Source organism: Methyloversatilis sp. XJ19-13, from assembly GCF_024580155.1.
Classification (GTDB): domain Bacteria; phylum Pseudomonadota; class Gammaproteobacteria; order Burkholderiales; family Rhodocyclaceae; genus Methyloversatilis.
In genome coordinates, this window is the sequence record NZ_JANINH010000005.1 from 206,759 (window position 1) to 232,725 (window position 25,967).

A 25,967-nucleotide genomic window follows, 5' to 3' on the forward strand; every position below is an offset into this window, starting at 1 on the left:
CCTGTCATGTATTACGCACGTCACCTCAGCACGCTCGCCGCGACACTCGTCATGGTGCCGCTGGCCCAGGCCGAAGACCCGCAGGCCACGCCAGTGCCCACCGCGGGTCGCGTCAGCTATGTGTCGGGCACGATGTACGTGCAGACGCCCGACAACAAGACGCGCATCCTCGGGCGCGATTCGTCGATCTACAACGGCGACGTGATCACAACCGAAAAGAGCACTGTGGCGCGCATCGAATTCGGTGACGGTTCCTCGCTGGCACTGCGCCCGCGCAGCAAGGTGAAGATCGACGGTTTCGCCTTCGACGAAGCCAAGCCGGAAAAGGACAGCCTGCTTTACAGCCTGCTCAAGGGCGGCCTGCGTGCCGTGACTGGATTGATCGGCAAGCGCAACCGCGAGGGCTACCGCGCCAGCACGGTCACCGCCACCATCGGCATCCGCGGCACGCGCTTCGGCATGCTGCTGTGCGATGAGGCGGAAAAGGAAGATCCGGCCTGCATCAAGGCGCTGGAAGAAGCCAAGGACCGCAAGCCGGGCGAACCGGCGCTGGTGTTCGACGTCGAGGAAGGCAGCATTGAAGTGAAGAACGATGCCGGATCAAAAACCTTCAACGTCGGTCAGGCCGGTGTCGTGTCGAGCAAGGACAGCGCGCCCTCAACGCTGTCCGAAAACCCCGGGCTGGACAAGGCCTTGCCGTCGTCCACCGCGGCACGTCCCGGGCCGGGCGGGCTGGGCGGCAGCACCGGTCTGGGCAGCGACGCCGACGCCTCGTGCACGGTGCAGTGAGCCGGCAGTCAATCAGCCCAGCGTCGTGTCGAGCACCATCATGACCATGAAGCCCGCCATCAGCCCCAGCGTGGCGGCCCGTTGATGACCGTTGCGATGGGTTTCCGGTATCACCTCGTGTGACACCACAAATATCATCGCGCCGGCCGCCAGCCCGAGGCCGCCCGGATAGAACAACTCGAAGCTGCTCGACAGACCCAGGCCGATCAGCGCACCGAGCGGTTCCATGAATCCGCTCAATGCGGCAATGCCCACTGCCTTCCACGGCGACATGCCCACGCCGCGCAGCGCGACCGCGACGGCCAGGCCTTCCGGAATATCCTGAATCGCAATGGCGGTCGACAGCGGCAGCCCGACCGACATGTCGGCCTGAGCAAAAGACACACCCATCGCCATGCCTTCCGGCAGGTTGTGCAGTGCGATTGCATTGACGAACAGCCACACGCGTCCCATGCGGGTTTCCGGCCCGCATGTGCCGCAATGTGCATGCTCATGCGGTGTCAGCGCGTCGAGCACCATCATCAGCCAGACGCCGATCGCCATGCCGGTCACGACGACTGCTGCACCCAGGGCGCGCGAGCCGGTCAGCAACTCGCCCGCGTCCAGCCCGGGCAGGATGAGCGAAAACGACGAAGCCGCCAGCATCATGCCGGCGCCAAAGCCGAGCAGGATGTCCTCGCCCCGCTGACCGAGGGAACGGAAGCCCAGGGCCGGCGCGGCACCGATCGCGGTCGCGCCGAATCCGGCGAGGCCGGCCAGCATGCCCCACTGCCAGGCGAGCGGATTGCGCGGACCGCTCAGTGCATACGCAAGCACCGCCGCCAGCGCAGCGACACCGATCATCAACATGAACTGCATCGTCGGGTCGATGCTCAGACGCGATGCGGCAGCCTCGACAGGGGCTTTGGGGGCGTGGGCGGGCGGGGAATCCATGGACATGCGCTCAGGTTCGGGTCAGTGAGGAGTGATGCTGCGCCTCGGCCGGTGCATCTGCCGTCGGCGGGTTGAGGGCCTCGACGACAATGCTGCCGACGATGTCGCCTTCGACATTCACTGTCGTGCGCACCGCATCGAGCAGGCGGTCGATCGGCAGCAGGATGGCGATCGCCTCCACCGGCAGACCGACTGACTGCAGCACCATGGCCATCGTCACCATGCCGGCGCTCGGAATGCCGGGCGCACCGACGGCGGCCAGCATCGACATGAAACACACGACGATCTGCTGGCCCAGACTCAGTTCGATGCCGACCAGATTGGCGATGAACAGCGCCGCCGCCGCTTCGTACAGCGCCGTACCATCCATGTTCATCGTGGTGCCGACCGGCACCACGAACCCCGCGGTGGCCGGTCGCACACCGAAATTCTTCTCGACCACCCGCAGCGTGATCGGCATCGTCGCCGCGCTGGAGCTGGTCGCGAAGGCGGTGATCAGCGATTCGCGACCGCCACGCCACAACGCCAGCGGACTGACGCGCGCGATAAGCCACAGCAGGCCGGGTAGCACGACAACGCCGTGGAACAGCGTGGTGCCGAGCACGACCAGCACGAACGTGAGCATGGTGCCGAGCAGGGCGACATCCTGTGTGGCGATCAGGCGTGCGAGCAGCGCAGCGACTCCGTACGGAGCCAGCACCATCACCCAGCCGACGAGCTTCAGGGACAGGTCGAGCAGTTCTTCCATCAACCGGTTGATCGTCGCGTAGCGTTCGCCGCCCTGCACCAGCGCCACACCGAGGATCAATGCGAACACCACCAGCGGCACGATCGCGCCCTGGGCCAGCGAGGCGAAAGGATTCTGGAACAGGCCGGTGACGAATTGCGTCAGGAACTCCGGGAACGGGAGGCGTTTGGCTTCGAACGCCGCCATCGCGTCAGCGAACATTTCGACCTGCATGTCGGCGCCGGGCCGGAAGATATTGGCCGCCATCAGACCCAGCACGACTGCAATGACCAGCGTGAACAGGTAGAAAAGCAAGGTGGTGACCCATACGCGCTGCATGTTCTGCTGTTTGCGCAGACCGGCGATGCCGACCACGATGGACGAGAACACCAGCGGCACCAGCACCATCTTGAGCAGTGCAATGAACAGTCCGCCGACGAGCGACGCGACATACAGCCCCTGTACGCGCAGCGCCGCATCCGCCGGCAGCGCGCCCAGCAGCACGCCAAGCGCCACGCCGGCCGCCGCACCCACCAGAATCTGGACGTTGATCGACATCCGCATGCCTGCTCTCCCGAACTGAAATCCGCTTCGACCATACCATTCTGTACGGTACAGAATGCCACCCCGGTGCAACCAAGCGCAGCGCCTCAAGTCCGAGACACACCGAACCCTGTGGAGTTGCCATGAAGATTCTGATCACCCTTGTCGTCTGCCTGACATGCAGCACGTGGGCTCTGGCCCAAGGCATCGCGACGGCCATCCAGACCACGATGCGCATACTGGCCACTCAGCCCGACGGGTCCGTGTCGGTCGGCAGCGGCGTCGTGCTGCCGGGTGAACGCGTGGCGACCGCCTGTCACGTTGTCGAGGGCGCAACCGGAATCAAGGTGAGCTACAAGTACGTCGCCTCGCCGGCCAGCCTCGCCCGGCAGGACCGCGCACGCGATCTGTGCGTGCTGGCCGCACCCGGCCTCGCGGCCCCGGCGGCGAAACTCGCGCGCAGCAAGGACCTGAAGACCGGTGACCGCCTGCTTGCGTTCAGCGGCGCCTACGGCAACGATGTCCGGCTGATGATCGGTGAGGTGAACGCACTGCACCCGATGGACGGCGGCGCGGTGATCGAAACCAGCGTGCCCTTCGTGGTCGGCGACAGCGGCGGCGGACTGTTCAACAACGAAGGCGAACTGATCGGCCTGCTCGCCTTCATCTCCGGCACGCCGGGCGAGAAGCGCTACGCGATTCCGGTCGAATGGCTGGACGCCGAGATCGACGCCGCAAGGACGACGCCGTTCTGGAAGGATGACGCCGCGCGCCGACCCGGGTTTCTTCAGCCCTAGCCATTGCGGTTGGAGCGATCATCGAGCAGCGGCCTGGTCTTGTGGGAGCGATCCATCGATCGCGATACGGTCTTCGAACGGCGGCGTCACCGTGCCACCCGCGGATTCGCGATCAGTGGATCGCTCCTACCAAACATCGCCTGCGTGACGAGCGCAACCCGGTGCCGCCTGTGGGAGCGATCCACTGATCGCGAAAGCCCCACGTCAGTCGAGCGGCACCACCTTGCCACCCACGGATTCGCGATCAGTGGATCGCTCCTACCAAACATCGCCTGCGTGACGAGCGCAACCCGGTGCCGCCTGTGGGAGCGATCCACTGATCGCGAAAGCCCCACGTCAGTCGAGCGGCACCACCTTGCCACCCACGGATTCGCGATCAGTGTCGCTCCCACAACGCGCGGCGCGCTGCTACCCTCAAAAACCTCTTCCGAAGCCTGCCCCGTCCGTGTCGCATACACCCTATCGTCCTGCCGGTACCGCCCTGACTGACGCCATCCGCCTGCGCGGTGTGCGGCAGAACAACCTGAAGAACATCGACGTCGATTTCCCGCTCGGCCTGCTGACCGTGGTCACCGGCGTGTCCGGTTCCGGCAAGTCCTCGCTGGTATTCGACACGCTGTATGCCGAAGGGCAGCGCCGCTACGTCGAAACCTTCTCGCCCTACGCGCGGCAGTTCCTCGACCGCATGGACGCACCACAGGTGGATTCGATTTCCGGCGTTCCGCCGGCCATCGCCATCGACCAGAGCAATCAGGTGCGCACCTCGCGTTCGACGGTCGGCACCATGACCGAACTGAACGACCATCTGAAGCTGCTGTTCGCGCGCACCGCCACACTGCACTGCCGCGGCTGCGGCCAGCCGGTGCATGAACAGTCGGCTGACGACATCGCGCGGCAGATCAATGCGCGCGCCGCCGACGCGGGCGACCCGCGCCTGGTCGTCACGGCGCCGGTCACCGTGCCGGAGAATTTCAGCGATGCCGAAATCCAGGGCTGGCTGGAGCGCCAGGGCTACACGCGCATCCACGCCCGCGACGGCAGCACGCTGCAGGTGGTGCAGGATCGCTTCCGCGCGGCCAATGCCGAAGCCGCGCGCCTGGCCGAGGCGGTCGAAGCCGCACTGCGGCTCGGTCAGGGCGTCATGCATGTCGAGGTACTCGATGGCGAGGGCACCACCGCCACGCGCTGGGCATTCTCCAACCGCCTGCACTGCGCCGACTGCGACATCGCCTACAGCCCGGCGCTGCCGGCGCACTTCTCGTTCAATTCACCGCTCGGCGCCTGCGAAACCTGTCGCGGTTTCGGGCGTGTCATCGGCATCGACTTCGGACTGGTCGTTCCGGACGAGCGCAAGACGCTCGCCGGTGGCGCGATCAAGCCCTGGCAGACCGAGTCGTACAACGAATGCCAGACCGATCTGGAAAAGATGGCGGCGAAACACGGCGTGCCGATGGACGTGCCGTTCGCCGAACTGAGCGCCGAACACCGCCGCTGGGTACTCGAAGGCGATGTGAAGTGGAAGACCTGGCAGAAATCCTGGCCGGGCACCTGGTACGGCGTGCGCCATTTCTTCGAGTGGCTGGAAACCAAGGCCTACAAGATGCACATCCGGGTGCTGCTGTCGCGCTACCGCGCCTACACCCCGTGCACCGCCTGCGGCGGCAGCCGGCTCAAGCCCGACGCCGCGCTGTGGAAAATCGACTTTCCATGTTCCGGCGCATCAGCGCCGGAACATGACAAACATCTCCCTCTCCCCCGGGGAGAGGGTCAGGGTGAGGGCGAGCGGGTGCATCAGCACCCGCGGGATGCCGCGAGAGTTTCGGAGATCAGCGAGTGCGCATCGGCGCCGGAACATGACAAACGTCCCCCTCTCCCCCCGGGAGAGGGCCGGGGTGAGGACGAGCGAGGGCATCAGCCCTGGCTCGAAAACCAGGCATGCACCATCCATGACGTCATGCAGCTTCCGGCGTCGAAGCTGCGCGCGATGATGGATGCGCTCACGCTGCCGCCGCCGCTCGATACCGCGACCGAAGAGCTGCTGGCGGAAATCCGCACCCGGCTCGGCTATCTGTGCACCGTCGGGCTTGGCTACCTGAATCTCGACCGCCAGTCGCGCACGCTGTCCGGCGGCGAGGTGCAGCGCATCAACCTCACGACGGCGCTCGGCACCTCGCTGGTGAATACGCTGTTCGTGCTCGACGAGCCGTCGATCGGTCTGCACCCACGCGACATGGAACGCGTGATCGGCGTGATGCGGCGCCTCAAGGACGCCGGCAACACGCTGGTCGTGGTCGAGCACGATCCGCAAATCATGCGCCACGCCGACCGCCTGCTCGACATCGGCCCGGGCGCCGGTTCGCGCGGCGGCCAAGTCGTGTTCGACGGTCCGCCGGCCGGCATCGCGACGGCCGACACGCTGACCGCCGACTACCTTGCCGGGCGTCGCACGGTCGATGCCGCTCTCGCCACCCGGCGGGCGGTGAAGACCAACGGCCCGATGCTCAAGCTGGTCGGCGCCCGGGCGCACAACCTGAAGCGGATCGACATCGCGATCCCGCTCGGCCATCTGGTCGCCGTGACCGGGGTGTCCGGCTCAGGCAAGTCCACACTGATCCAGGATGTGCTGTATCCGGCGCTGCTGAAGCACTTCGGCCGACCGACCGAAAGCGCGGGCGAGCACGACGCGCTGGAAGGGGTCGGGCAGATCGCCGACGTGGTGATGGTGGACCAGTCCGCCATCGGCAAGAGCGCGCGCTCGAACCCGGTCACGCACGTCGGCGCCTTCGACCCGATGCGCGAACTGTTCGCACTGCAGGCCGAGGCGAAGCAGCGTGGCTACACCGCCGGCACCTTCTCGTTCAACGCCGGCAAGGGCCGCTGCGCGACCTGCGGCGGCACCGGTTTCGAACACGTCGAAATGCAGTTCCTGTCGGACGTCTATCTGCGCTGCGCCGACTGCAACGGCACGCGCTACCGCGCCGAAGTGCGCGAAGTCACGCTCGATGGCCGCAGCATTTCCGACCTGCTGGCGATGACGGTGCGCGATGCGCTGGACTGGTTGCGCGACCTCGCCGACCTTGAACCCAAACTGCGTCGATACGCGGACAGCGCGATGGCCGGCCTGCAGGCGCTGGTCGATGTCGGCCTTGACTACGTAACGCTGGGCCAGCCGGTGCCCACGCTGTCCGGCGGCGAGGCGCAGCGGCTCAAGCTGGCCGGCTTCCTCGCCGAGGCCGCCACGACGAAGAAGAACAAGGCCGCCGGCAGCAAGCTGTTCCTGCTCGATGAACCCACCACCGGCCTGCATTTCGACGACATCGCGCGTCTGCTCGGCGCCTTTTCGAAACTGCTCGACGCCGGTCACACGGTGCTGGTGATCGAACATAATCTCGACGTGATCGCCGCCGCCGACTGGCTGATCGACCTCGGCCCGGAAGCCGGTGAGGACGGCGGTCAGCTGGTATTCGAAGGCGCGCCGGCGCAGATCGTCGCCTGCGCCGCCTCGCACACCGGGCGGGCGCTCGCCGAATACCGCATCACCGACACCTTTGCCCCTCACCCCGGCCCTCTCCCCGTGATCGGGGAGAGGGAGAAGGGCGGGATGCGGACTGCCACAGTCGGGGAGAGGGAGGAGGACGGGGTGCAGGCCCTCTCGGTCGAGGAGCGAGAGGGGGGCGAGGCAGGCGCCTTCGAGATCGCGGAGAACGGCCGCGGTTTGCCCCCTCTCCCGCATCAGCGGGAGAGGGTCGGGGTGAGGGAAGCACCTGCAACCTACGATCACGCTTCAAGCTTGCGCGCCCGCGCTGCGCATTCGATCGTGGTGCACCGCGCGCGCGAGCATAACCTGAAGAACATCGAGGTCGACATTCCGCGCGACCGCTTCACCGTGGTGACCGGCGTGTCCGGCTCGGGCAAGTCCACGCTGGCGTTCGACATCGTGTTCGGCGAAGGCCAGCGCCGCTATCTCGAATCGCTGAATGCCTACGCGCGCCAGTTCGTGCAGCCGGAAAGCAAGCCGGATGTGGACGGCGTGTTCGGCATTCCGCCGGCCGTGGCGATCGCCCAGCGCACCAGCCGCGGTGGCCGCAAGAGCACGGTGGCGACACAGACCGAGATCTACCATTTCCTGCGCCTCATGTACGTAAAGCTGGGCGTGCAGCACTGCCCGGACTGCGGCTGTGCGATCGCGCCGCAGTCCGAGGACGCCATGGTGGCGCGCATCCTGCGCGAGCGGCGCGGCCAGCACATCGGCCTGCTGGCGCCGCTGGTGACCAGCCGCAAGGGCTATTACACCGAACTGGCGCGCTGGGCGAAGTCGCACGGCCACACGCATCTGCGGGTGGACGGCGAATTCCTGCCGACCTCGCCCTGGCCGCGGCTGGACCGCTTCAAGGAACACACGATCGAGCTGCCGATCCGCGATTTCGTGGTCAGCGAGCGCGACGAAAAGACCTTGCGCGATGCCGTGCGCCAGTCGCTCGAACACGGCAAGGGCGTGCTGCACCTGCTTGCGCCGCTCGACCGGCTCGGTCAGCCGGACGCGCCGGCGCCGACGGTCGAGGTGTATTCGACCCAGCGCGCCTGCCCGAGCTGCGGCACCGGTTTTGCGGAACTCGACCCGCGGCTGTTCTCGTTCAATTCGAAGCACGGCTGGTGTCCGAAATGCATGGGCACCGGTCTGAAGCTGACCGGTTTCGACGCGGAACAGACCGGTGAAGAGGCGACCTGGAACGAGTGGCAGCAGGAGGAACCCGAAGCCTGCCCGTCCTGCGACGGCGAACGGCTGAATCCGGTGGCGCGCCATGTGAAGCTGTTCGGCCAGTCGATCGCGCAGCTCACGGCGCAGCCCGTGAGCACGCTGTCGGCAGCGATCGGCACGTGGACGCTGGCGGGACGCGACGCCGACATTGCGCGTGACGTGGTCAGCGAATTGAACAGCCGGCTGCATTTCCTGAGTGAAGTCGGCCTGGGCTATCTGTCGCTGGATCGCGCTGCACCGACGCTGTCCGGCGGCGAGGCGCAGCGCATCCGGCTGGCCGCGCAGCTGGGTTCCAACCTGCGCGGTGTGTGCTACGTGCTGGATGAACCGACCATCGGCTTGCATCCACGCGACAATCAGGTGCTGCTCGACACGCTGGTGAAACTGCGCGACAAGGGCAACACCCTGCTGGTGGTCGAACACGACGAAGACACCATCCTGCGTGCCGACCACGTGATCGATCTCGGCCCCGGCGCCGGCCGGCTGGGCGGCGAAGTGATCGCGCAGGGCCACGCGTCGGTGCTGGCGCAGCAGCCGAAATCGATCACCGGCCAGTACCTCGCGCGCCCGCTGCCGCACAGTTTCGTGCCGCGGCGTCCGGTCGGGGACGACACGCCTTCGCTCATCGTGCGCGCGGCGAGACTGCACAACCTGAAGGGCATGGACGTGCGCGTGCCGCTCGGCCGGCTGGTCGTGATGACCGGCGTATCGGGTTCCGGCAAGTCGTCGCTGGCGCGCGACGTGCTGCGCGACAACGTCGCGGCGAAGCTGGCCGGCCACGATGGCGACTGCATCGGCTGCGCGGACATCGAAGGCTGGGGGGTGCTCGGGCGCGTGCTTGAGGTCGACCAGACGCCGATCGGCAAGACACCGCGCTCCTGCCCGGCCACCTACATCGGCTTCTGGGACGGCATCCGCAAGATCTACGCCGAAACGCAGGATGCGCGCGAACGCGGCTTCACCGCCGCGCGCTTTTCATTCAACACCGGCCCCGGCCGGTGCTCGCTGTGCGAAGGCCAGGGGCTGAGACAGATCGAAATGTCCTTCCTGCCCGACGTGCGGGTGCCCTGCGAAGCCTGCAGCGGCGCGCGCTTCAACAGCGAAACGCGCGCGGTCATCTGGCGCGGCAAGTCGATATCCGATGTGCTGGCGATGAGTGTCGACGAAGCGGTGGAGTTCTTTGCCGCGCACCGGACGCTGTCGGCCACGCTCAGGCTGATGCAGGAAGTGGGGCTGGGCTATCTGACACTGGGTCAGCACAGCCCGACGCTGTCCGGCGGCGAGGCGCAGCGCATGAAACTGGTGACCGAGCTGGCCAAGTCACCGGCCGATGCCACCGACCCGGCGAACGCGCGACGCGGGCGCGGTAATCCGCACACGCTCTATGTGCTGGACGAACCGACGACCGGCCTGCACATGGCCGACATCGCAAAGCTGATCGGGGTACTGCACCGGCTGGTCGATGCCGGTCACAGCGTGGTGGTGATCGAACACGATCTGGACCTGATGGCCGAAGCCGACTGGATCATCGATCTCGGTCCGGAAGGCGGCGGCGGCGGCGGTCAGGTGGTGACCGCCGGCTCACCGGAAGCGCTGGTCGCGCAGGCGGCGCACCAGGAACAGTCGCACACCGCCCGCGCACTGGCGCAGTTCAGCCTCAGACGGCAGCGCTGAACGACTTGCGACGGCGCGCAGCGAACAGTGCACCGAAGCCCAGCGCGGCCAGCGCCAGACTGCCCGGTTCGGGAACCCCCTGGGCGGACTGCGGCAGTCGCGGCGGAAGCACGTCGAACACCACCAGATCCTGGTGGGTGCCGCTCGCCCACACGTTGAAGCCATAGAGCGACTCGTCGGGCAATGCGTCGAGCCAACTTTGTGCGAGCACCATGGCGTCATTGGCATTTGAAGCCTTGAAGCTGCCACCACCGACATTGAGCGTACCGCTGGATTCGTTGGTAATTTCCCAGATCGCGAGCTGGAAGGCTGCTGCGTGGGTGGCGCTGCTCAGCGCATCGGCGTAGGCCAGCGTCGCCAGCTGACCGAGCTGGTCGAAACGCGTGGTCTGGGTGCCGAAATACGCGTCACCGGTGACCTGCGAAAAATTGGTCACCGTAGTGCCGATCTGTGTGCGCTGGAAGATGTCGATGCACCACGACGCGAACGTATTGCTGCCGCTTTCGGTCGTCGCGAACGCGCCGGCATACACCCGCGAATCCATTGCAGGCACCGCATTCGAAATCCGGACAATGGCTGCCGGCCCGGGCGACGCCCAACCGGTGACCAGAATGGGTTCGGCCTGTGCCGGCAGCGCAGCCATCAGAGCAAGAGCCAGCGAGCTACGTAGGGTGTTGATGAGCGGTTGTTTCATGAAGGCCTCTGATCCGTAATCTGCATGGACCGAGACTACGCACTTCGCGCATGAAGCAATGAGCGACAAATTCAACACTTGCCACCGATACACACTTTGGCGCAAAGGTGTCCACATGTTGCGGATTGCAGCGTCAGTGCGCGCCGCACAGACCCCTCTTCCTGTCCTACAGCCTGAAGCGAGCGCCCGGAACACACTGTGCGCCACAGTTCGGAAACCGCATGTCGCTCGCCGGTTACGAATTGAAGCAGGTGAACAACAAAAGCCGGACGGCTGTTGTGCCTGCACGATCGTTAACGAAGCACGATCACTACAGGACCCATACACCATGAAGACTCTATTGCTTGCTGCCGCGATCGCCGCGTCGGCCTCATCCGCCCTGGCGACCGATGTGGGCGTTTCCGTCACGATCGGACAGCCGGGCTTCTACGGCCATATCGATATCGGCGATTTTCCGAGACCGCGCCTGATCTATGCCGAACCCAGGATCATCGTGCGCGGACCGGTTGTTGCACCGCCCGTCTACATGCATGTCCCGCCGGGTCATGCAAAGAATTGGCGCGAGCACTGCGGTCGCTACGATGCCTGCGGCCGGCCGGTCTATTTCGTTCAGGACAGCTGGTACAACACGGTCTATGTGCCGCGCTACCAGGAACGGGAACGCAGTCGCGGTGGCCCATCGCACCACGACGACCGGCATGGCGATCGTCATGACCACGATGACGATCGCCGTGGCGGCAAGCCCGACAAGGGGCCGCACGGCAAGGGAAACGGTCGCGACCGGGACTGATTACTGCTTTGCAACAGCGCCTGATGCACTACATCAGCCATGTTGATACAGGGAATTTCTCCCGATTTATCCGGGATAAATTCCCTTTTTCACCACCAACCCGGGAATTCCTCCCGACCTTGGGTAAACTTCGATTATCGCAGCGCAACATGCTGACCGGCTTTTCCCATCCTTCAGGAGAATTTCATGAAACTGACTGCACTCGCCGTCACCCTGCTGGCTTTTGCCGGCGCCACCCAGGCTGCCGACACGCCGAAAACCGCTGCCGGCTTTGAAAAATGCATGAAGGCGGCCCTGAAGGCCAAGGAAGGCAATATCGTCAAGGTTGAATTGAAGAAGGAAGAAGGCGAAGGCCACGTCTACGAGTTCGATATCGAAACCGCCGATGGCAAGGCATGGGACGTCGAATGCAGTGGCAAGACCGGCAAGGTCGTTGAAATCGAAGAGGAAGTGACCAAGGACCACGCGAAGTTTTCGGGTGCCAAGGTGACCGAAGCGCAAGCGCGCGAAATCGCGCTGAAGAAGGCGCCTGGCGAGATCGTCGAAGTCGAGTACGAAATCGAACCGGACGGCAAGGCGTCCTACGAATTCGACATCAAGACCGCCGACGGCAAGGAAGTGAAGCTCGAAGTCGATAGCGAGAGCGGCGCCATCGTGTCGCAGGCACGCGAAGCCTGGCAGGTCGGCAAGGAGTAAGCCGACTGCGACGGTCCGGCGCCCGCCGACCGTCGCACCAACAGGCGCTCCCCGCGGGTCAGACCGACCGGCTCGGCCAGCGGCACCACAGGTCGGCGACATGCGCCACGCCCGACAGCGCGACGAACAGCGCGACCCACATCCACGATGCGTCGGTCAATGCCGAGCGCAGCGCCAGCATCAGGCACAGCCCGGCTGCGAGATTGGGCAGCAGCTTTGCGCCCGACAAGCCCTTCCCGCTGCGACGATGCCAGGCGGCGAACGCCAGCCACTCGATCAGCACGAGCACCACGATCAGATCGATCAATCGTCCATCGGACATCCACTCCGCCATTTTTCCTCCTCAGGTGTGCCGGCCGCGCACGTTATCATTTCCGGATGCATGGAGCTTCTGTCACCACCGGTCTCGCCGCGCGCCTGCGTACTGAAACCGCTCAGCTGCATCGGCATGCGGAACGCAGCGGCCTGATGGCCCGGCTGCTGCAGGGCCGCATCGAGACGCGCGCCTACTGCAGCCTGCTGCGCAGCCTTCACCTGCTGTATGAGGCACTTGAAAGCGGGCTGGCGCGGCACGCCCGACGGCCGGATATCGCGCCGCTGTGTCTGCCGGAGCTGCCGCGTACGGCGGCGCTGCACGAAGACCTGTGCGCGCTGCACGGCGGAGGCTGGTCAGATGACATCCCGCCCGCAGCGGCCGCGATCGAATACGCCGACCACCTGAAGGCACTGGCGATCGATCAGCCGGCGCTGCTCGCCGCGCACTCCTACGTTCGTCATCTGGGTGATCTGCACGGCGGTCAGGTGCTCGGGCGTGTAGTGTCCGGAGCACTGCAGTTGCAGGACGGCCGGGGTATGCGCTTCTACGAGTTCGACGGCGAAGTGGGCAGTCTGATCCGTCGCTACCGCGACGGACTCGACGCGCTGCCGCAGGATCCAGCACGGATCGATGTACTGGTGGCCGAGGCGCAAGCCGGGTTTCGGCGGCACATCGCAATGTTCGACGAACTGGCTGCAACGCTGCCCGGCTGACTCGCACCGTTCGACAACCGCCGTCAGTGCTCCCGTGTGAAGGCGCGCAACTTGCCGTACAGCGAGGCGGCGCGGGTCGCGGAAGCTTCCAGTTCCTCGATGAGCGTCGCCACGGGAATCGAAGCGGCGGTGTCGGTCAGTTCCATGGCAGCCACACTGGCGTTGGCAAGTATGGCGCCCACCACTTCGTCAGGTTCGCGTCGCAGCGGCATCGCCGGATCCAGGCCGATACCGGCACGTCCGGCTTCGCTGAGCGACTGCTCTAGATGCCGCCGCGCGGCTTCCGTGCGCTTGGTATCGGTCAGGTCGGTGAAGATGATGATGTAGCCCAGTACCGAGCCACCGGCACCTGGAATCGTGTCTGCCCTGACCCCCAGCGCCACGGTCTGCCCGGCGCCCGCCCGCAGTTGCCACTCGCCACGCCAGGAATCGCGCTCGCGGATCAGATTGCCGATCACTTCGCGCACCTGCGCCGGTACGACGAACAGGTCGCACATGTCGTCGAGCGCGCGTACCCGGGGCGGCGAGGTATTGAACAGCGCCGCGAACGCGACGCTCTGGAACAGCACGCGCCCCTGCGCATTGGCCACCAGCACCGGCTCGTCCGACGTTTCGACGGCACCGCGGAAGCGATCGAGCTGATGCTGCGCGATCAGCAGGCTCACGGCCTGCGTCTGCAGGATGACGTCGCGCAGCGTGGTACCGATGGCGCGCGCTAGCGCGAGATCGGCGCGGCTCCAGGACGCGCCCGTCCCGCGCACGATTTCCGACCAGGCAGCAAACGAGCGGCGTGGCGAAAGCGTGAGCGGGTCGTTGTCGACCACGGGTTTGGCTGGATCGCCCGCCCAGATGATGGTGGCGGATTGTTCGCGCCGGAACCACATCAGGAAATCCTGCCCTGAAGAGGACAGTTCGATCGCCAGCACACCGCAAACGACCGGTGTCAGCGAGGCCAGCGGCGGATGCGCGCGTGCAACCGACGCACAGCTGAACAGCGACTGCCGCATTTCGCTCGCGACCCAGCGCGACAGCGCACGCAGTTCGGAGGTCGACGGCACCTCGCCCACGGTCAGCAACTCACCTTCGTGGAACAGTGCGGCGCCGCTTGCATCAAGCGGTTGCAGCAGGGTGCGCGGGTTGCGCACCAGGGCGAGGCGCCAGTCGCCTTCGGTCGAGGTGGCTTCGATCAGCCGTAGTTCAAGGCTGCGCACCAGCACGTCGACCTGGGTGCGCACATAGTTTTCGATCGCGGCGATCCGGGTCGATACCACTTCCGCCAGCAGATCGACCGCCGCACGCTGTGCGTAGCGGATATGCCTGGGCGAATAGTGATGACAGGCAATCAATCCCCACAGCTTGCCTTCGCGCACGAGCGACACCACGAGGGTGGCGGTCACTCCCATGTTCTGCAGATACTGGATGTGCAACGGCGACATGCTGCGCAGATGGCAGTTCGACATGTCGAGCTCCTCGCCGGTGTGCGGCACGCAACGCGGAAGCACGGCTGCCGGCTGATAGCCGGCATCGACGAGCACACGTACCCGGTTGCGCACATAAAGCTCGCGCGCGCGCTGCGGGATGTCGGTCGCAGGATAGCGATGGCCGAGCAGGGAATCGAGCTTTGCCTCGCGTGCTTCGGCGACGATCTCGCCGTGGCCCTCGTCGTCGAAGCGATACACCATTACGCGGTCGAAGTCGGTCAGGGCCCGCACCGACTGGACCACGGCATCCGACAGCGCGGCGATGCTGAGCGCTTCGCTGAAGCGCCGCACCGACGACGCGAGCAATGCCTGCGCTTCCTCGTCGATCGATTCGGTATCCGACTCGGCCGACTCCAGTTCGACGATCACCGTGTCCGACTGACCGAGATGCGCCATGCCTTCGAACACGGTGCCGGCAGTCGAATCCGTGCCACCGATATCGCAGTGAAAGGCGGTCAGTTCATCCGCAACGAGCGAGCCCGCCAGTTCGGCGACACGCCGGGCAAGCGAGCCGCCCAGCGCATCGAGCGTGCAGCCGAGCAGCTGATCGTGGGCCACGCCCAGCCAGTCGGCAACGTTGTCGCTCGCCTGGACGATGATGCCATCCGACCGGCGGACGACCAGCAGTACACCGTGCGGCTGGATCGATCCGGCCAGGTGGATGAGCTCGCGTTCGCAATTGGTGAGGTCAGCCTGACCGAAGGCCGGGCTGAATGTCGGGTCGTTCAACACTGATCTCCCGCCACCGCGGGCTGAGCGGTGTTCAGTGCACGCTGCCCGGGTGCGGCACACCCGGACCGCGCGGCTGCACCGCGCGAATGATGAAACCGATACTGTTCGAATCTCCGTTATGGATCAAGACCGCCGACAGTTCAATATCCGTGGACATGCCCTTCTCGTCCCACAGGCGCGCTCCCATGCGTTTCACGCCTGAGCGGCATACGCTGGCGAGAAGATTCGAGAACCCAGCGCCGTCGCGTTCCAGCCAATCGCCGAGGGAACGGCCCTGGACGCCCTTTTCAGCCGAAATCTTTACCAGTTCGGCGAACGCAGCGTTCATGCTCAGCAACATGCCCTGTTCGTTGGTGAACACGATGGCGTCCGGGGTGAGGCGCATCAGTTCCGGCAGCAACGGGTCATCGGGTGCGGTCAGCGGCGAACTGCCATCGGGCGTGGCACGCAGCAGCAGCAGGCTCTGTCCTTCGCCACGCAACGGCGATACCCATACATGGATGGCGCCACCGAGTCCCGAAAGGGTGACATGGGCTTCGCCCGGGCGACCCGACACGCGTACCGTGCCGAGCAGTTCTTCCAGCGCGCCGAGCGACGCCGGCGCGACGCCGTCGGTGGCCTGACGGCCCGGCATGTCCTGCACCGAGCAACCGAACATGCGCGCCGCGGCGCGATTGGCGTCGATCACGTGCAAGGTGTCGGCGTCGATGATCAGCACCGCATCGGTGGCGATCTGGAACAGCAGTCGATAGCGGGTTTCCGCCTGGCGCATGCGCCAGTAGTCGCGTTCCATCGACTGCTGCGCGTCGACCAGGCGTTGCTGCATGACCGAAACCGCGCGCAGGTCGCGTCCGGCAACCAGCAGCGGACCGGACTGGCCGAGCCGCACAGCCGTATACGCAACCGGAATGTCGGCGCCCGCAGCGGAAGGATGATTGATGTGACGTGTGCGCGACACGCCTGCAACATTGGCTTCGCGCAGCAATTCTTCGACCTTGCGACGGGTGTCGCGCGTCACCGTATCCACCAGCTGACGACCCAGCCACTCGCTTGCGGTTGCACTGACGGGTTCCGCACCGCCCAGCGCCACGCTGCGGATGAAACCCTTGTCGTCGAGCACGAGCGCGATATCGCTGGTGACCGACACCAGCATGTCGGCCAGTTCGGGGGCGACCTCCGAGAATGCGCTCAGATCGCCCGGGTCGTTCGGTAGCTTGTTCATAGTACAGAACCGGATGAACGCAGTCGCAAAGCACAGCGTGCGAACCTGCTTGAATTGCAAAACCCGGCGCCTACCGGGGAGCACTGCATGTCACATCGACGGGTTGCAGAAGTCTGCACAGAAACACCCGTACACTGCATCAGCGTTCTCCGCATGCGGCGCGCGCCATTGCGCAGCCAGCCCGGCGGCCTGATGTCATGTCCGACAAGACGGTGCCCCTTACTTCTTCACACCACATCCTCGCATGCTACGGTAACTCATCAAAAAATACATGTCAGCGTGTATGAACGATCGAAAACATCGATATTGAACCGGTCAATTTGCCACGAATGGAGCATTCAGATCGACCACTGCAAAGTTGAGTGCTGCCGCGAATGCCACCCACGCGAGGTAAGGCAACAGGAGACGGGCCGCCGTGCGCGATGACGCGCGAAGATGCAGCGCCAGCCAGGCCACCGACAACCAGAGCAGGCCGACTTCATAAAGCGCCCAGTCCGGCCGCCTGAAATGGAAAAACAGTGCGCTCCACAACACATTGAGCCCGCCATTGAGCGCAAACAGGCAAAGCATCCGGCGCCGCGCGCTGGCATGGGGTGCATGCACCCATCCCAGTACACCCGCCATCGCGGCAAGACCGAAAATCAGTGTCCAGGCAGGACCGAACAGCCAGGCAGGCGGCTGCCAGGCCGGCTTGCGCAAGGCTTCGTACCACGGACTCAGATCGGTTGCAGCCGCGCCCAGACCAGCCACCAGCAACGCCGCCACAGCGGCCGCAACCACCGGCGGCCAGCGCGGGGCGGCAATCGTGTTCACGGCGATACGATGCCGCACAAGTGAGCCAGATCCTTGAAGAAGATGCGCGCATGCGCCATCGGCTTCGCCTTGACCAGCTTCTTGTGCATGTAGGCTTGCCACGTCAGGTGCTGCACGTCCGGATCGCGACAGATGCTCACGAAACGTTCGCGCCGCTTGTCGCTGGCGTACCAGAAGCGCTGCATGATGCCGAGAATCATGAACACCCGGCCGTGCGCCTTCATGAAGCGCTTGCGAGCCGTTGCCAGCGCACGCGCATCACCTGTTTCGAGAAAGCTGTCGACCGCTTCGGCAGCCAGTCGGCCACCGGTCATGGCGTAATACAGCCCCTCGCCGGACGCTGGCGCGACCACACCCGCGGCATCGCCGGCGAGCACGACATCGCGGCCGTTGTCCCACTTGCTCAGCGGCTTCATCGGAATCGGAGCGCCTTCGCGGCGGATCGTTTCGGCTCCGGTCAGACCGGCCGCCTCGCGCAGCGCGGTGGTGCCCTGACGGATCGAAAAGCCCTTGGTCGCCGTGCCGGTGCCGATGCTGGTCGTGTCGCCGTGCGGAAAGACCCAGCCGTAGAAGTCGGGGGACAACTGGCCCTGGTAATACACGTCGCAGCGACTGCCGTCGAAGTCCTGCTTCGGCGACCGGACGATTTCGTGATACGCAAACACGCACGGCACCTCGTCGGCACCCGGCACGCACTGGCGCCCGACCGCCGACAACGCACCGTCGGCGCCGATGATCGCGCGGGCACGCACCCCCACCGTTCCGCCTTCTGCCTCATCGCTGCAGAAATGAACGATGGCCCGGCCGTCGTCATCGCGCTCGACCCGGTCGAAGGTGCCTGTGCGGCGATGCGCACCGGCCAGACTGGCGCGGCAACGAAGGTACTCGTCGAACTGCTCGCGATCGACCATGCCGACAAACCCGCCCTCGATCGGCATGTCGGCTTTGCGCCCTGACGGCGAAATCATCCGCGCCGATCGCGCCTTGGCGACCAGTTGCTCGTCGGGAATTGCAAACTCCTCGATCAGACGCGGCGGAATCGCCCCGCCGCAGGGCTTGATGCGCCCGGCACGATCCAGCAGCAGCACTGTGTGACCCAGTCGCGCGAGATCGGTCGCTGCGGTCGAACCTGCGGGACCACCGCCCACCACCACGACGTCAAAACTTTCCATGCTTGCCATGACTAAGCCTTCCCTTCGACACCGGACATGAATGGCGGATCTGCCACCAGAGGATCACGCGCCGCACGCAGCACCGGCGCACCGGCGATACGCAGCGCCATGACGGCAGACACGACGAACAGCACGCCTTCGCAGGCAAACACCAGTGCGTAGGCAAAACCCGGGGATTCGATGAAGGCGCGCGTGATGTCGATCGCCACCGTGCCGGCAAATCCGCCGAGGCCGAATGCGATCGCCTGCGCGGCCCCCCACAGACCCATGCGCACGCCTTCGCGACCGGCACCACCGGCGCCGGCCAGACTCATCATCGAAGCGATGGCGGCGACGGCGAAAGCGCCATTGGCCACACCGAGCGCGAAAACCGTTTCGCGCAGCGGCCAGTCGCCGCTCATGAAGCCGCCGGCAGCAAGACCGAACAGCGCCAGCGCCGACGCGATGCAGCCGCCCACCGTCCATACCTTCAGCGAGCCGATCTGCCGGCCACCGAACACGCTGCCCATCAGGGCGACCAGCAGCATGCCGGCGAACACGCCGCCGTGCTGCAACCCGGCCAACTGGGTGGACTCGCCCGGCGTGTAGCCGAACACCGTGCCGGCGAACGGCTCGAGTATCAGATCCTGCGCGCTGTAGGCGAGCATCGATACGAATACGAATAGTGTAAAAAGACGCGCTTGCGACTCACCCCAGACCTGGGCGAGCGCAGCGCGAAATGGGGTTCTTTGGGTGGAGCTTCCGGGGGTGCCGGACAGTTCAGGGTTTCGGGACGATGCAGCGGTCTGGTCGGGTGACGGCGCGTCGCGGGATGCTTCCGGATGGCCTTCGACACCAAGTACCGCCAGCAGCGCAACGATGAAGGCGATCAGTGAAGTGGCTGCGACGACCTGCACCAGTCGCAGCGTGGTGAAGGGATCGAGCAGTTTTCCGGTGATGCCGGCCGTCAGTGCGAAACCGAGGATCATCATCATCCACACCACGGTTGCGGCGGCGGCGCGGCGGGTCGGATCGACCCGCTTGGCGAGCAGCACCAGCAGCGACGTTCCGGCCGAGCCGACGCCGGCACCGATCAGCAGGAAGGCAAAAACCGCGAGCACGACGCCTGCCACCTGATCGGTCGCCATCCAGGCAGTGGCCACTGCGGCCAGCGTGCCGCCCGCAGCGAGCACCGCCATGCCGCCGATGATCCAGGGTGTGCGCCGCCCGCCGACGTCGGAACCGTGTCCCATGCGCGGACGCAGCATCTGCACCACGTAGTGCAGTGCGACCAGCACACCCGGCAGCATCGCCGGCAGGGCCAGTTCGACCACCATGACGCGGTTCAGCGTCGATGTGGTCAGCACCACAATGGCGCCGAGTGCGGTCTGGACCAGACCGAGACGAAAGATGCCGAGCCAGCCGAGTTGGGTCATGTCAGACCTCCGCCACCGCACGCAGCGCAAACGCGCTGACCAGCATGCCGGCAACGTACAGCGTGATGCCGGTTCCGTTGTACCAGGGGGCGAGTTCGCGCGGGCTGTCAAGCAGGCGCACCATGAGCATCACCTGTATTGCCAGCAGCAGACCGACCACCATCGCGTGGCCCATGGCACCCCAATGGGAAAGCAGGGCAACGACGAACATTTGTGGCACCACCATCACTGCACAGGCGACGCGTCCGGCGTTCACCACACCGAGCTTGACCGGCAGCGAACCGATACCCATGCGGGTATCTCCCTCGACCGACTTGAAATCGTTCAGCGTCATGATGCCGTGGGCGCCCGCGCTGTACAGACCGGCCAGCAGCAGGCTGCGCATGTCAGGCATCGCGCCGCCGGCCATCACGGCGGCACCAGTGACCCAGGCCAGCCCCTCGTAACAGATGGCACAAGCGGTATTGCCCCACCAGCCGTTCTGTTTCAGACGGAATGGCGGCGCGCTGTAGGCCCAGGCCAGCAGCAGGCCGATCACTGCAGCGCCGAAACCCCATAAACCCAGCGTCGCGGCGACCATCAGGGACAGCACGGTCCAGCCGATGGCGATGTAGAGCCCCCAGTAGCCGGGCATGCGACCGGACGGTATCGGGCGGTTGGGTTCGTTGATGGCGTCGACGTGGCGGTCAAACCAGTCGTTGACCGCCTGGCTGGTGGCGCAGACCAGCGGCCCGGCCAGCAGGATTCCGATCACGACCACCTGCCAGCGCTCGGAAGCGGGCAATCCAGAGGCAACGACACCGCAACCGAAAGCCCACATCGGCGGAAACCAGGTGATGGGCTTGAGGAATTCGGCGACGACGGAAAGGGATGGGCGACTCATGCAGTAACAGTAGGCTCGACGCCCCAATGCGTCAAGTCAAACTTACACTACAGTGTCAGCCTAGATTGACTTACGGTTTGGCGACATCGAATTGCGCACCCCATTCACCGCGCGCACGTCACGCTACGCCCTGCGCCACCAAGTCAGGGCGGGCCGTCCCGACCGCGTTGTGCGCCTTGTTCGCGGCCAGCCCGAGGGCAGCGCGACGCACGAATCAAGCGGGAACAGGCCCTAGTCTTCCGTTTCGATGTCTTCGTGCTCGGCGTTGAGGTCGCCGATGCTGTAGCGGCGCAGTTTCACGTACAGGCTTTGCCGACTCAGGCCGAGCATCTCGGCCGCCGAAGCACGGTTGTCGTGCGTCAGTTCGAGCGCCGCCTCGATGCACAGTTTCTCGATCAGGTCTGTCGATTCGCGCACCAGCTCCTTGAGCGACACACGGCCGACCAGCCCGGTCAGCTGTTCGACCGACCTGGGCAGTTCGCGACCCAGTCGCGGATCGGCCTCGATCCGCCGGCTGATGCCACGCACCGTGAAGCCGAGACAAGGCGTTTCTCCGTGAGGGACCGACACCGCAGAGATCTCGACTTCCACATCCGAACCGTGCTCACCGCGAACCAGGGTGGAAAAAAGCCTGACCGAGCCGTGCTGACGCAGGTTGACCATCAACACCTTGAAGTCCACGCCGGGGCGACCCAGCCAGCGTTCGAGCGGCTCGCCACGCGCCTGCTCGACCGAAGCCAGCTGGGACAGATCGAGAAAGGCGTGGTTGGCGGTCAGGATGCGGCCCGATTCATCCGTCAGCACAAAGCCGTCCGGCACGTGCTCCATCACATCCAGCAGCGCCTGATGAAGGCCCGATGTCGTGTGTTCGACGGCACGATGCGACAGGCGCACGAGGAAAAGTGCTGCGTTGTCCTGCCTGACCAGCGATGCGGCAACCTGCAGCTCGCGCCCGTCGTCCGCGAGTCGCACGCGAACATCGTCAGCGCGACCGGCCGCCCGGACACTGGCCAGAAGATCCTGTACGGACTGCATGCCTGCTTCGTCGAAACCTTCCGGGAAGGTGCGACCGACAAGCGCCTTCGGAGATGGGCCGAGCAGCCTGAGCGCCGCCGGATTGGCTTCCATGACGCGCTGACTGCCGGCCTCGACGATGAGCACCGCTTCCGATGTCATCTGGAACAGCAGGCGATAGCGGGTTTCCAGTTGCCGCAGCTTGGCGTAGTCACGCTCGATCGACTGTTGCGCATCGACCAGCCGCTGCTGCAGCGACGACAGAGAACGCAGATCGCGGCCGAAAGCGACAACCCGGCCTTCGTGTCCGACCTTGATGGCCGAATAAAGCACCGGCATGTCGATACCGCCGGACACCGGATGATTCACATGCCGCCACTTCTGGGCTGCCTCGGCCGAAGCATCGATCAGCAGCGCCTCGACCTTGGCGCGACTTTCGACCGTCACGATATCGGTCCAGCGCCGGCCGACCCAGCCCTCGTACCCATCGGGCACCAGTTCGTCGTTGCCGAAGGCTACATCGCGGATGATGCCCTGCTTGTCCACCACAAGCGCCAGATCCGACGCCGCGGCGATGAGTCTTGCTGTGGAGTTGGCATCGACGCCTCCGAAAGAAAGAAGGGGCGACTCGAACGGCTTCACTTTGGCAGCCCCCCACTTCCCGTCGATTCTGGAAAACTCACTGCGCTCCTGCTCCGATCCCAATCGTTCACCTCGTCAAACCAGTTCAGCCCTGCGTACATCGCAGCGGCACCATGGCGTCAGCGCGCCGCACAGCGTCTTTTGCGTCACTTGCGGTCGCGTCCGCACCCACAAGCTCCACCCACTCCGGATGTTCGACAAAGATGGGGCCGCCCACCATCACGATCAGGTCGCGATTGCGAGACGCCTGACGCACCGCCTCGATCAGCCGCTTCAACGGTTCGATGCGCGCTTCGCTGCCGACCGAGAACCCCAGCACATCGAACCACTCGTTCTGCGCCGCCAGCACCAGATCCAGGCTGCGGCCGGATGCTTCGGCACAGACTTCCCAGCCGCTGTTGCGGAAAAACTCGCCGACCATCAACAGGCCCAGCGTGTGCTGGTCACCCGGTGCAGCCGACAGTAACACCCTGCGGCCATTCGGCGCGAACGGAGCGTCCGAGCGAAAGCTCGGCCCCAGCTCGTGCACCACCTGCTGGATCCGCCACAGACCGAGCGTGACCTGCGTGAAATCACACAGATCCGCTTCCCACAATTCCCCGAGTCGCCGTGCGGCCGGCGCGAGCAACTCAAGGAAAATCGTTTCGGGTGAGGCGCCGCGCGCGCGTACCGCTTCTACCCACGTGCGCGCGACGCGCGCGTCCTGCGCGAGAACGAGATTCGCGAACTCGACCACTTCCGGTGATGACGGCGCCCGCATTTCACAGGTGACCTGCGGTGCCGACGGATCGGCGCCGCCGTGCGCGAGCATGAGGCGCGGAATGATTTCCGCTTCGATGGTACGGGCAAGATCACCCATCCAGTCGTCCGCCGGGAAAACCAGATCCCCGCCGTTGTGATTGCCTGATTGCGGATGGCTTCGCTGAAGCGCATCCGTGTCGGACCAGTACTCTCCCGTCGTGCGCGCCTTGCCGGCGTCTTCCTGCGCTCTTCCGGCCATCTCTCGTCCTTTGGTGTTTGTGTGTGCCGGCTCCGACTCAGGCATCCCGCGGCACCGCTGGGAAGCAAGGAACGGCCGTGCTTTTTATGACTACATACAGCGCTTACCCCAGCGCGCAGCCCATAAAGGCACCAATCACAAGAGCAACCAGCTTATAGAGATAGTTCGCGGCAAGGGCAACTGTCAAGTTCACTTGTCAGTATCGAAAGCCATCAACGCTTTGCGGCGACCATCCATCTCGCGTTATGACAACTTAGCTGCAGGGCTCTTCGCGTGTCAACCATGATGTACGTCAATTTATATTGACACTCCGTCTCCAGACGTCTAGATTTTCGTCAAAGAAGAAAGATCAAGGAGACGTCACCGATGCACCCGCAGCAGGCCAGACCGCAGCCTCCGCTTTACACGGCAGAAGAACGCCGCCGCCGCGATGCATCGCCCTGGACCATGCTCCAGGGCGTGCTGGCGCCCGTGCAGTTCATCGCCTTCCTGATCAGCCTGGTGCTGGTGCTGCGCTTCCTGACGACCGGCGAGGGGCTGCAGGCCGCCACGGTTTCCGTGGTGATCAAGACGGTGCTGCTCTACACAATCATGGTCACCGGATCGATCTGGGAAAAAGAAGTGTTCGGCGTCTGGCTGTTCGCCCGTCCTTTTTTCTGGGAAGACGTATTCAGCTTCGCCGTCCTTGCACTGCATACCTGGTACCTGATCGCGCTGGCGACAGACAGCCTTGGCGCGAACAGCCTGATGTGGCTCGCCCTCGCCGCCTATTTCACTTACGTCATCAACGCCGGCCAGTTCATCCTGAAACTGCGCGCTGCCCGTTTGCAGCAGTCCGCCGCCACGGCCTTCGGCGATGACCAGCTGGTGCCGTGCAAATGAGCAACCTCCAGGATATTCCGGTCGTACTCAGCCAGCGGACCGGCAGCGACCTGCCGGTGCTGCGCGAACGCGGTCAGCGCGAGGTGTTCTGCGGGCTGACCGGCATCGTGTGGCTGCACCGCAAGTTGCAGGACGCCTTTTTCCTCGTCGTCGGTTCGCGCACCTGTGCGCATCTGGTGCAATCGGCCGCCGGCGTGATGATTTTCGCCGAACCCCGCTTCGGCACAGCCATCCTGACCGACCGGGACCTCGCCGGCATCGCCGACGCGAACGACGAACTCGACCGGGTGTGCATTTCGCTGCTGGAACGCCGGCCGGAAATCAAGGCGCTGTTCCTGGTCGGCTCCTGCCCGTCGGAAGTCATCAAGCTTGATCTGGCCCGCGCAGCGGAACGCCTGAACGAGCGGCTGCTGCCGCGGGTGCGCGTTCTCAGCTACTCAGGTTCCGGCATCGAAACCACCTTCACGCAGGGCGAAGACAACGCGCTCAAGGCCTTCGTGCCGATCATGCCGCAGACCGATGCCCGCCAGTTGCTGGTCGTCGGTTGCCTGCCGGACGTGGTGGAAGACCAGTTCCGCCGGCAGTTCGAACAGCTGGGCATCGGTCCGGTGAATTTCTTCCCGGGCCGGCGCGCCGAGGATGTGCCGTCGATCGGCCTGAACACGCAGTTGCTGCTGGCCCAGCCTTTCAATGGCGAAACGGTACGCGCGCTCACTGCGCGCGGCGCCAACGTGCTGGCTGCACCCTACCCGTTCGGCGTCGAAGGCACGACGGCATGGCTGCGCGCCGCCGCCCGCGCCTGGCAGACGCCCGACGCACAGTTCGATGCCGTCACTGCACCGCTGATCAAACGCGCCCGTGCAGCGCTCGAACGCTACCGCACCCAGCTGGCCGGCAAGCGCCTGTTCATGCTGCCGGATTCACAACTCGAAATTCCGCTCGCGCGCTTCCTGAATCGCGAAATGGGCATGGCACTGGTCGAGGTCGGCACGCCTTATCTCGACCGCCAGATGGTCAGCGAGGAACTGGCCCTGCTGCCGCCGGACGTCGTGCTCAGCGAAGGCCAGCACCTGGAACGCCAGCTCGACCGTGTGCGCGCCGCCCGCCCCGACCTGACGGTGTGCGGCCTGGGCCTCGCCAATCCGCTGGAAGCCGAAGGCCTGGCGACGAAATGGTCGATCGAACTGGTTTTCTCGCCGATTCACGGCTACGACCAGGCCGCCGATCTTGCCGAACTGTTTGTACGCCCGCTCGCTCGCCGCGAACGGCTGGCGGTCTGA

Annotated in this window: 20 protein-coding genes; 8 read left to right on the forward strand and 12 right to left on the reverse strand. The window is 65.2% G+C overall.

Annotation, left to right across the window (positions count from 1 at the left end; genetic code table 11):
* Positions 1–6 precede the first annotated feature (6 nt).
* The gene (locus tag NMQ14_RS08965) at positions 7–789 is read left to right on the forward strand and encodes a FecR domain-containing protein (protein WP_257095334.1); all 783 of its coding nucleotides are present in this window, start codon (positions 7–9) and stop codon (positions 787–789) included.
* A gap of 12 nt (positions 790–801) precedes the next feature.
* Here NMQ14_RS08965 and NMQ14_RS08970 read toward each other — a convergent pair whose 3' ends face one another.
* On the reverse strand, positions 802–1,722 hold the full coding sequence (locus NMQ14_RS08970) for a ZIP family metal transporter (RefSeq protein WP_257095336.1): 921 nt from the start codon (positions 1,720–1,722) through the stop codon (positions 802–804).
* A gap of 10 nt (positions 1,723–1,732) precedes the next feature.
* Positions 1,733–3,013 carry a dicarboxylate/amino acid:cation symporter gene (locus tag NMQ14_RS08975; protein WP_257095338.1) on the reverse strand — a complete coding sequence of 427 codons (1,281 nt, stop codon included), beginning with the start codon at positions 3,011–3,013 and terminating at the stop codon, positions 1,733–1,735.
* A gap of 122 nt (positions 3,014–3,135) precedes the next feature.
* On the opposite strand from NMQ14_RS08975, the gene NMQ14_RS08980 reads away from it, so the two are divergent.
* Positions 3,136–3,789: a serine protease gene (locus NMQ14_RS08980; RefSeq protein ID WP_257095340.1), complete on the forward strand. Its 654-nt coding sequence runs from the start codon at positions 3,136–3,138 to the stop codon at positions 3,787–3,789.
* A gap of 445 nt (positions 3,790–4,234) precedes the next feature.
* Positions 4,235–10,222, forward strand: a complete 5,988-nt coding sequence (locus NMQ14_RS08985) for an excinuclease ABC subunit UvrA (RefSeq protein ID WP_257095342.1) — start codon at positions 4,235–4,237, stop codon at positions 10,220–10,222.
* Here the strand turns inward: NMQ14_RS08985 and NMQ14_RS08990 are convergent.
* Positions 10,206–10,916, reverse strand: coding sequence for a PEP-CTERM sorting domain-containing protein (locus tag NMQ14_RS08990; RefSeq protein WP_257095344.1), 711 nt, complete (start codon positions 10,914–10,916; stop codon positions 10,206–10,208). The genes NMQ14_RS08985 and NMQ14_RS08990 overlap by 17 nt on opposite strands.
* A gap of 58 nt (positions 10,917–10,974) precedes the next feature.
* On the opposite strand from NMQ14_RS08990, the gene NMQ14_RS19715 reads away from it, so the two are divergent.
* Together NMQ14_RS19715 and NMQ14_RS09000 are read left to right on the forward strand one after the other, a co-directional pair.
* Positions 10,975–11,706 (forward strand): hypothetical protein, encoded by a 732-nt coding sequence (locus NMQ14_RS19715; RefSeq protein ID WP_306441159.1) that lies wholly within the window; start codon positions 10,975–10,977, stop codon positions 11,704–11,706.
* Positions 11,707–11,892: 186 nt separating this feature from the next.
* Complete coding sequence (locus NMQ14_RS09000) at positions 11,893–12,402, forward strand: PepSY domain-containing protein (protein ID WP_257095346.1); 510 nt, start codon at positions 11,893–11,895, stop codon at positions 12,400–12,402.
* 58 nt (positions 12,403–12,460) lie between these two features.
* Here NMQ14_RS09000 and NMQ14_RS09005 read toward each other — a convergent pair whose 3' ends face one another.
* On the reverse strand, positions 12,461–12,736 hold the full coding sequence (locus NMQ14_RS09005; protein ID WP_257095348.1) for a hypothetical protein: 276 nt from the start codon (positions 12,734–12,736) through the stop codon (positions 12,461–12,463).
* Positions 12,737–12,780: 44 nt separating this feature from the next.
* On the opposite strand from NMQ14_RS09005, the gene NMQ14_RS09010 reads away from it, so the two are divergent.
* Positions 12,781–13,431 (forward strand): heme oxygenase (biliverdin-producing), encoded by a 651-nt coding sequence (locus NMQ14_RS09010; protein WP_257095350.1) that lies wholly within the window; start codon positions 12,781–12,783, stop codon positions 13,429–13,431.
* A gap of 23 nt (positions 13,432–13,454) precedes the next feature.
* On the opposite strand, the gene NMQ14_RS09015 is transcribed toward NMQ14_RS09010, so the two are convergent.
* The 8 genes from NMQ14_RS09015 to NMQ14_RS09050 form a co-directional block, all read right to left on the reverse strand.
* The gene (locus NMQ14_RS09015) at positions 13,455–15,641 is read right to left on the reverse strand and encodes a GAF domain-containing protein (protein ID WP_306441160.1); all 2,187 of its coding nucleotides are present in this window, start codon (positions 15,639–15,641) and stop codon (positions 13,455–13,457) included.
* A 34-nt stretch (positions 15,642–15,675) separates the two neighbouring features.
* Positions 15,676–16,866 (reverse strand): transcriptional regulator PpsR, encoded by a 1,191-nt coding sequence (gene ppsR, locus NMQ14_RS09020; protein WP_257095353.1) that lies wholly within the window; start codon positions 16,864–16,866, stop codon positions 15,676–15,678.
* A 315-nt stretch (positions 16,867–17,181) separates the two neighbouring features.
* On the reverse strand, positions 17,182–17,679 hold the full coding sequence (locus tag NMQ14_RS09025; protein ID WP_257095355.1) for a TspO/MBR family protein: 498 nt from the start codon (positions 17,677–17,679) through the stop codon (positions 17,182–17,184).
* The gene (locus NMQ14_RS09030; RefSeq protein ID WP_257095358.1) at positions 17,676–18,860 is read right to left on the reverse strand and encodes a geranylgeranyl diphosphate reductase; all 1,185 of its coding nucleotides are present in this window, start codon (positions 18,858–18,860) and stop codon (positions 17,676–17,678) included. The genes NMQ14_RS09025 and NMQ14_RS09030 overlap by 4 nt, the downstream gene beginning before the upstream one ends.
* A 2-nt stretch (positions 18,861–18,862) precedes the next feature.
* On the reverse strand, positions 18,863–20,266 hold the full coding sequence (locus tag NMQ14_RS09035; RefSeq protein WP_257095360.1) for a BCD family MFS transporter: 1,404 nt from the start codon (positions 20,264–20,266) through the stop codon (positions 18,863–18,865).
* A gap of 1 nt (position 20,267) precedes the next feature.
* On the reverse strand, positions 20,268–21,149 hold the full coding sequence (chlG, locus tag NMQ14_RS09040; protein ID WP_257095362.1) for a chlorophyll synthase ChlG: 882 nt from the start codon (positions 21,147–21,149) through the stop codon (positions 20,268–20,270).
* 231 nt (positions 21,150–21,380) lie between these two features.
* Complete coding sequence (gene ppsR, locus NMQ14_RS09045) at positions 21,381–22,805, reverse strand: transcriptional regulator PpsR (protein WP_257095364.1); 1,425 nt, start codon at positions 22,803–22,805, stop codon at positions 21,381–21,383.
* 85 nt (positions 22,806–22,890) lie between these two features.
* A complete protein-coding gene (locus NMQ14_RS09050) occupies positions 22,891–23,805 on the reverse strand; it encodes a B12-binding domain-containing protein (RefSeq protein ID WP_257095367.1) in 915 nt (304 codons plus the stop codon).
* 366 nt (positions 23,806–24,171) lie between these two features.
* On the opposite strand from NMQ14_RS09050, the gene bchF reads away from it, so the two are divergent.
* Positions 24,172–24,687, forward strand: a complete 516-nt coding sequence (bchF, locus tag NMQ14_RS09055) for a 2-vinyl bacteriochlorophyllide hydratase (RefSeq protein ID WP_257095369.1) — start codon at positions 24,172–24,174, stop codon at positions 24,685–24,687.
* A complete protein-coding gene (locus NMQ14_RS09060) occupies positions 24,684–25,967 on the forward strand; it encodes a ferredoxin:protochlorophyllide reductase (ATP-dependent) subunit N (RefSeq protein ID WP_257095371.1) in 1,284 nt (427 codons plus the stop codon). Before bchF ends, NMQ14_RS09060 begins: the two co-directional genes overlap by 4 nt.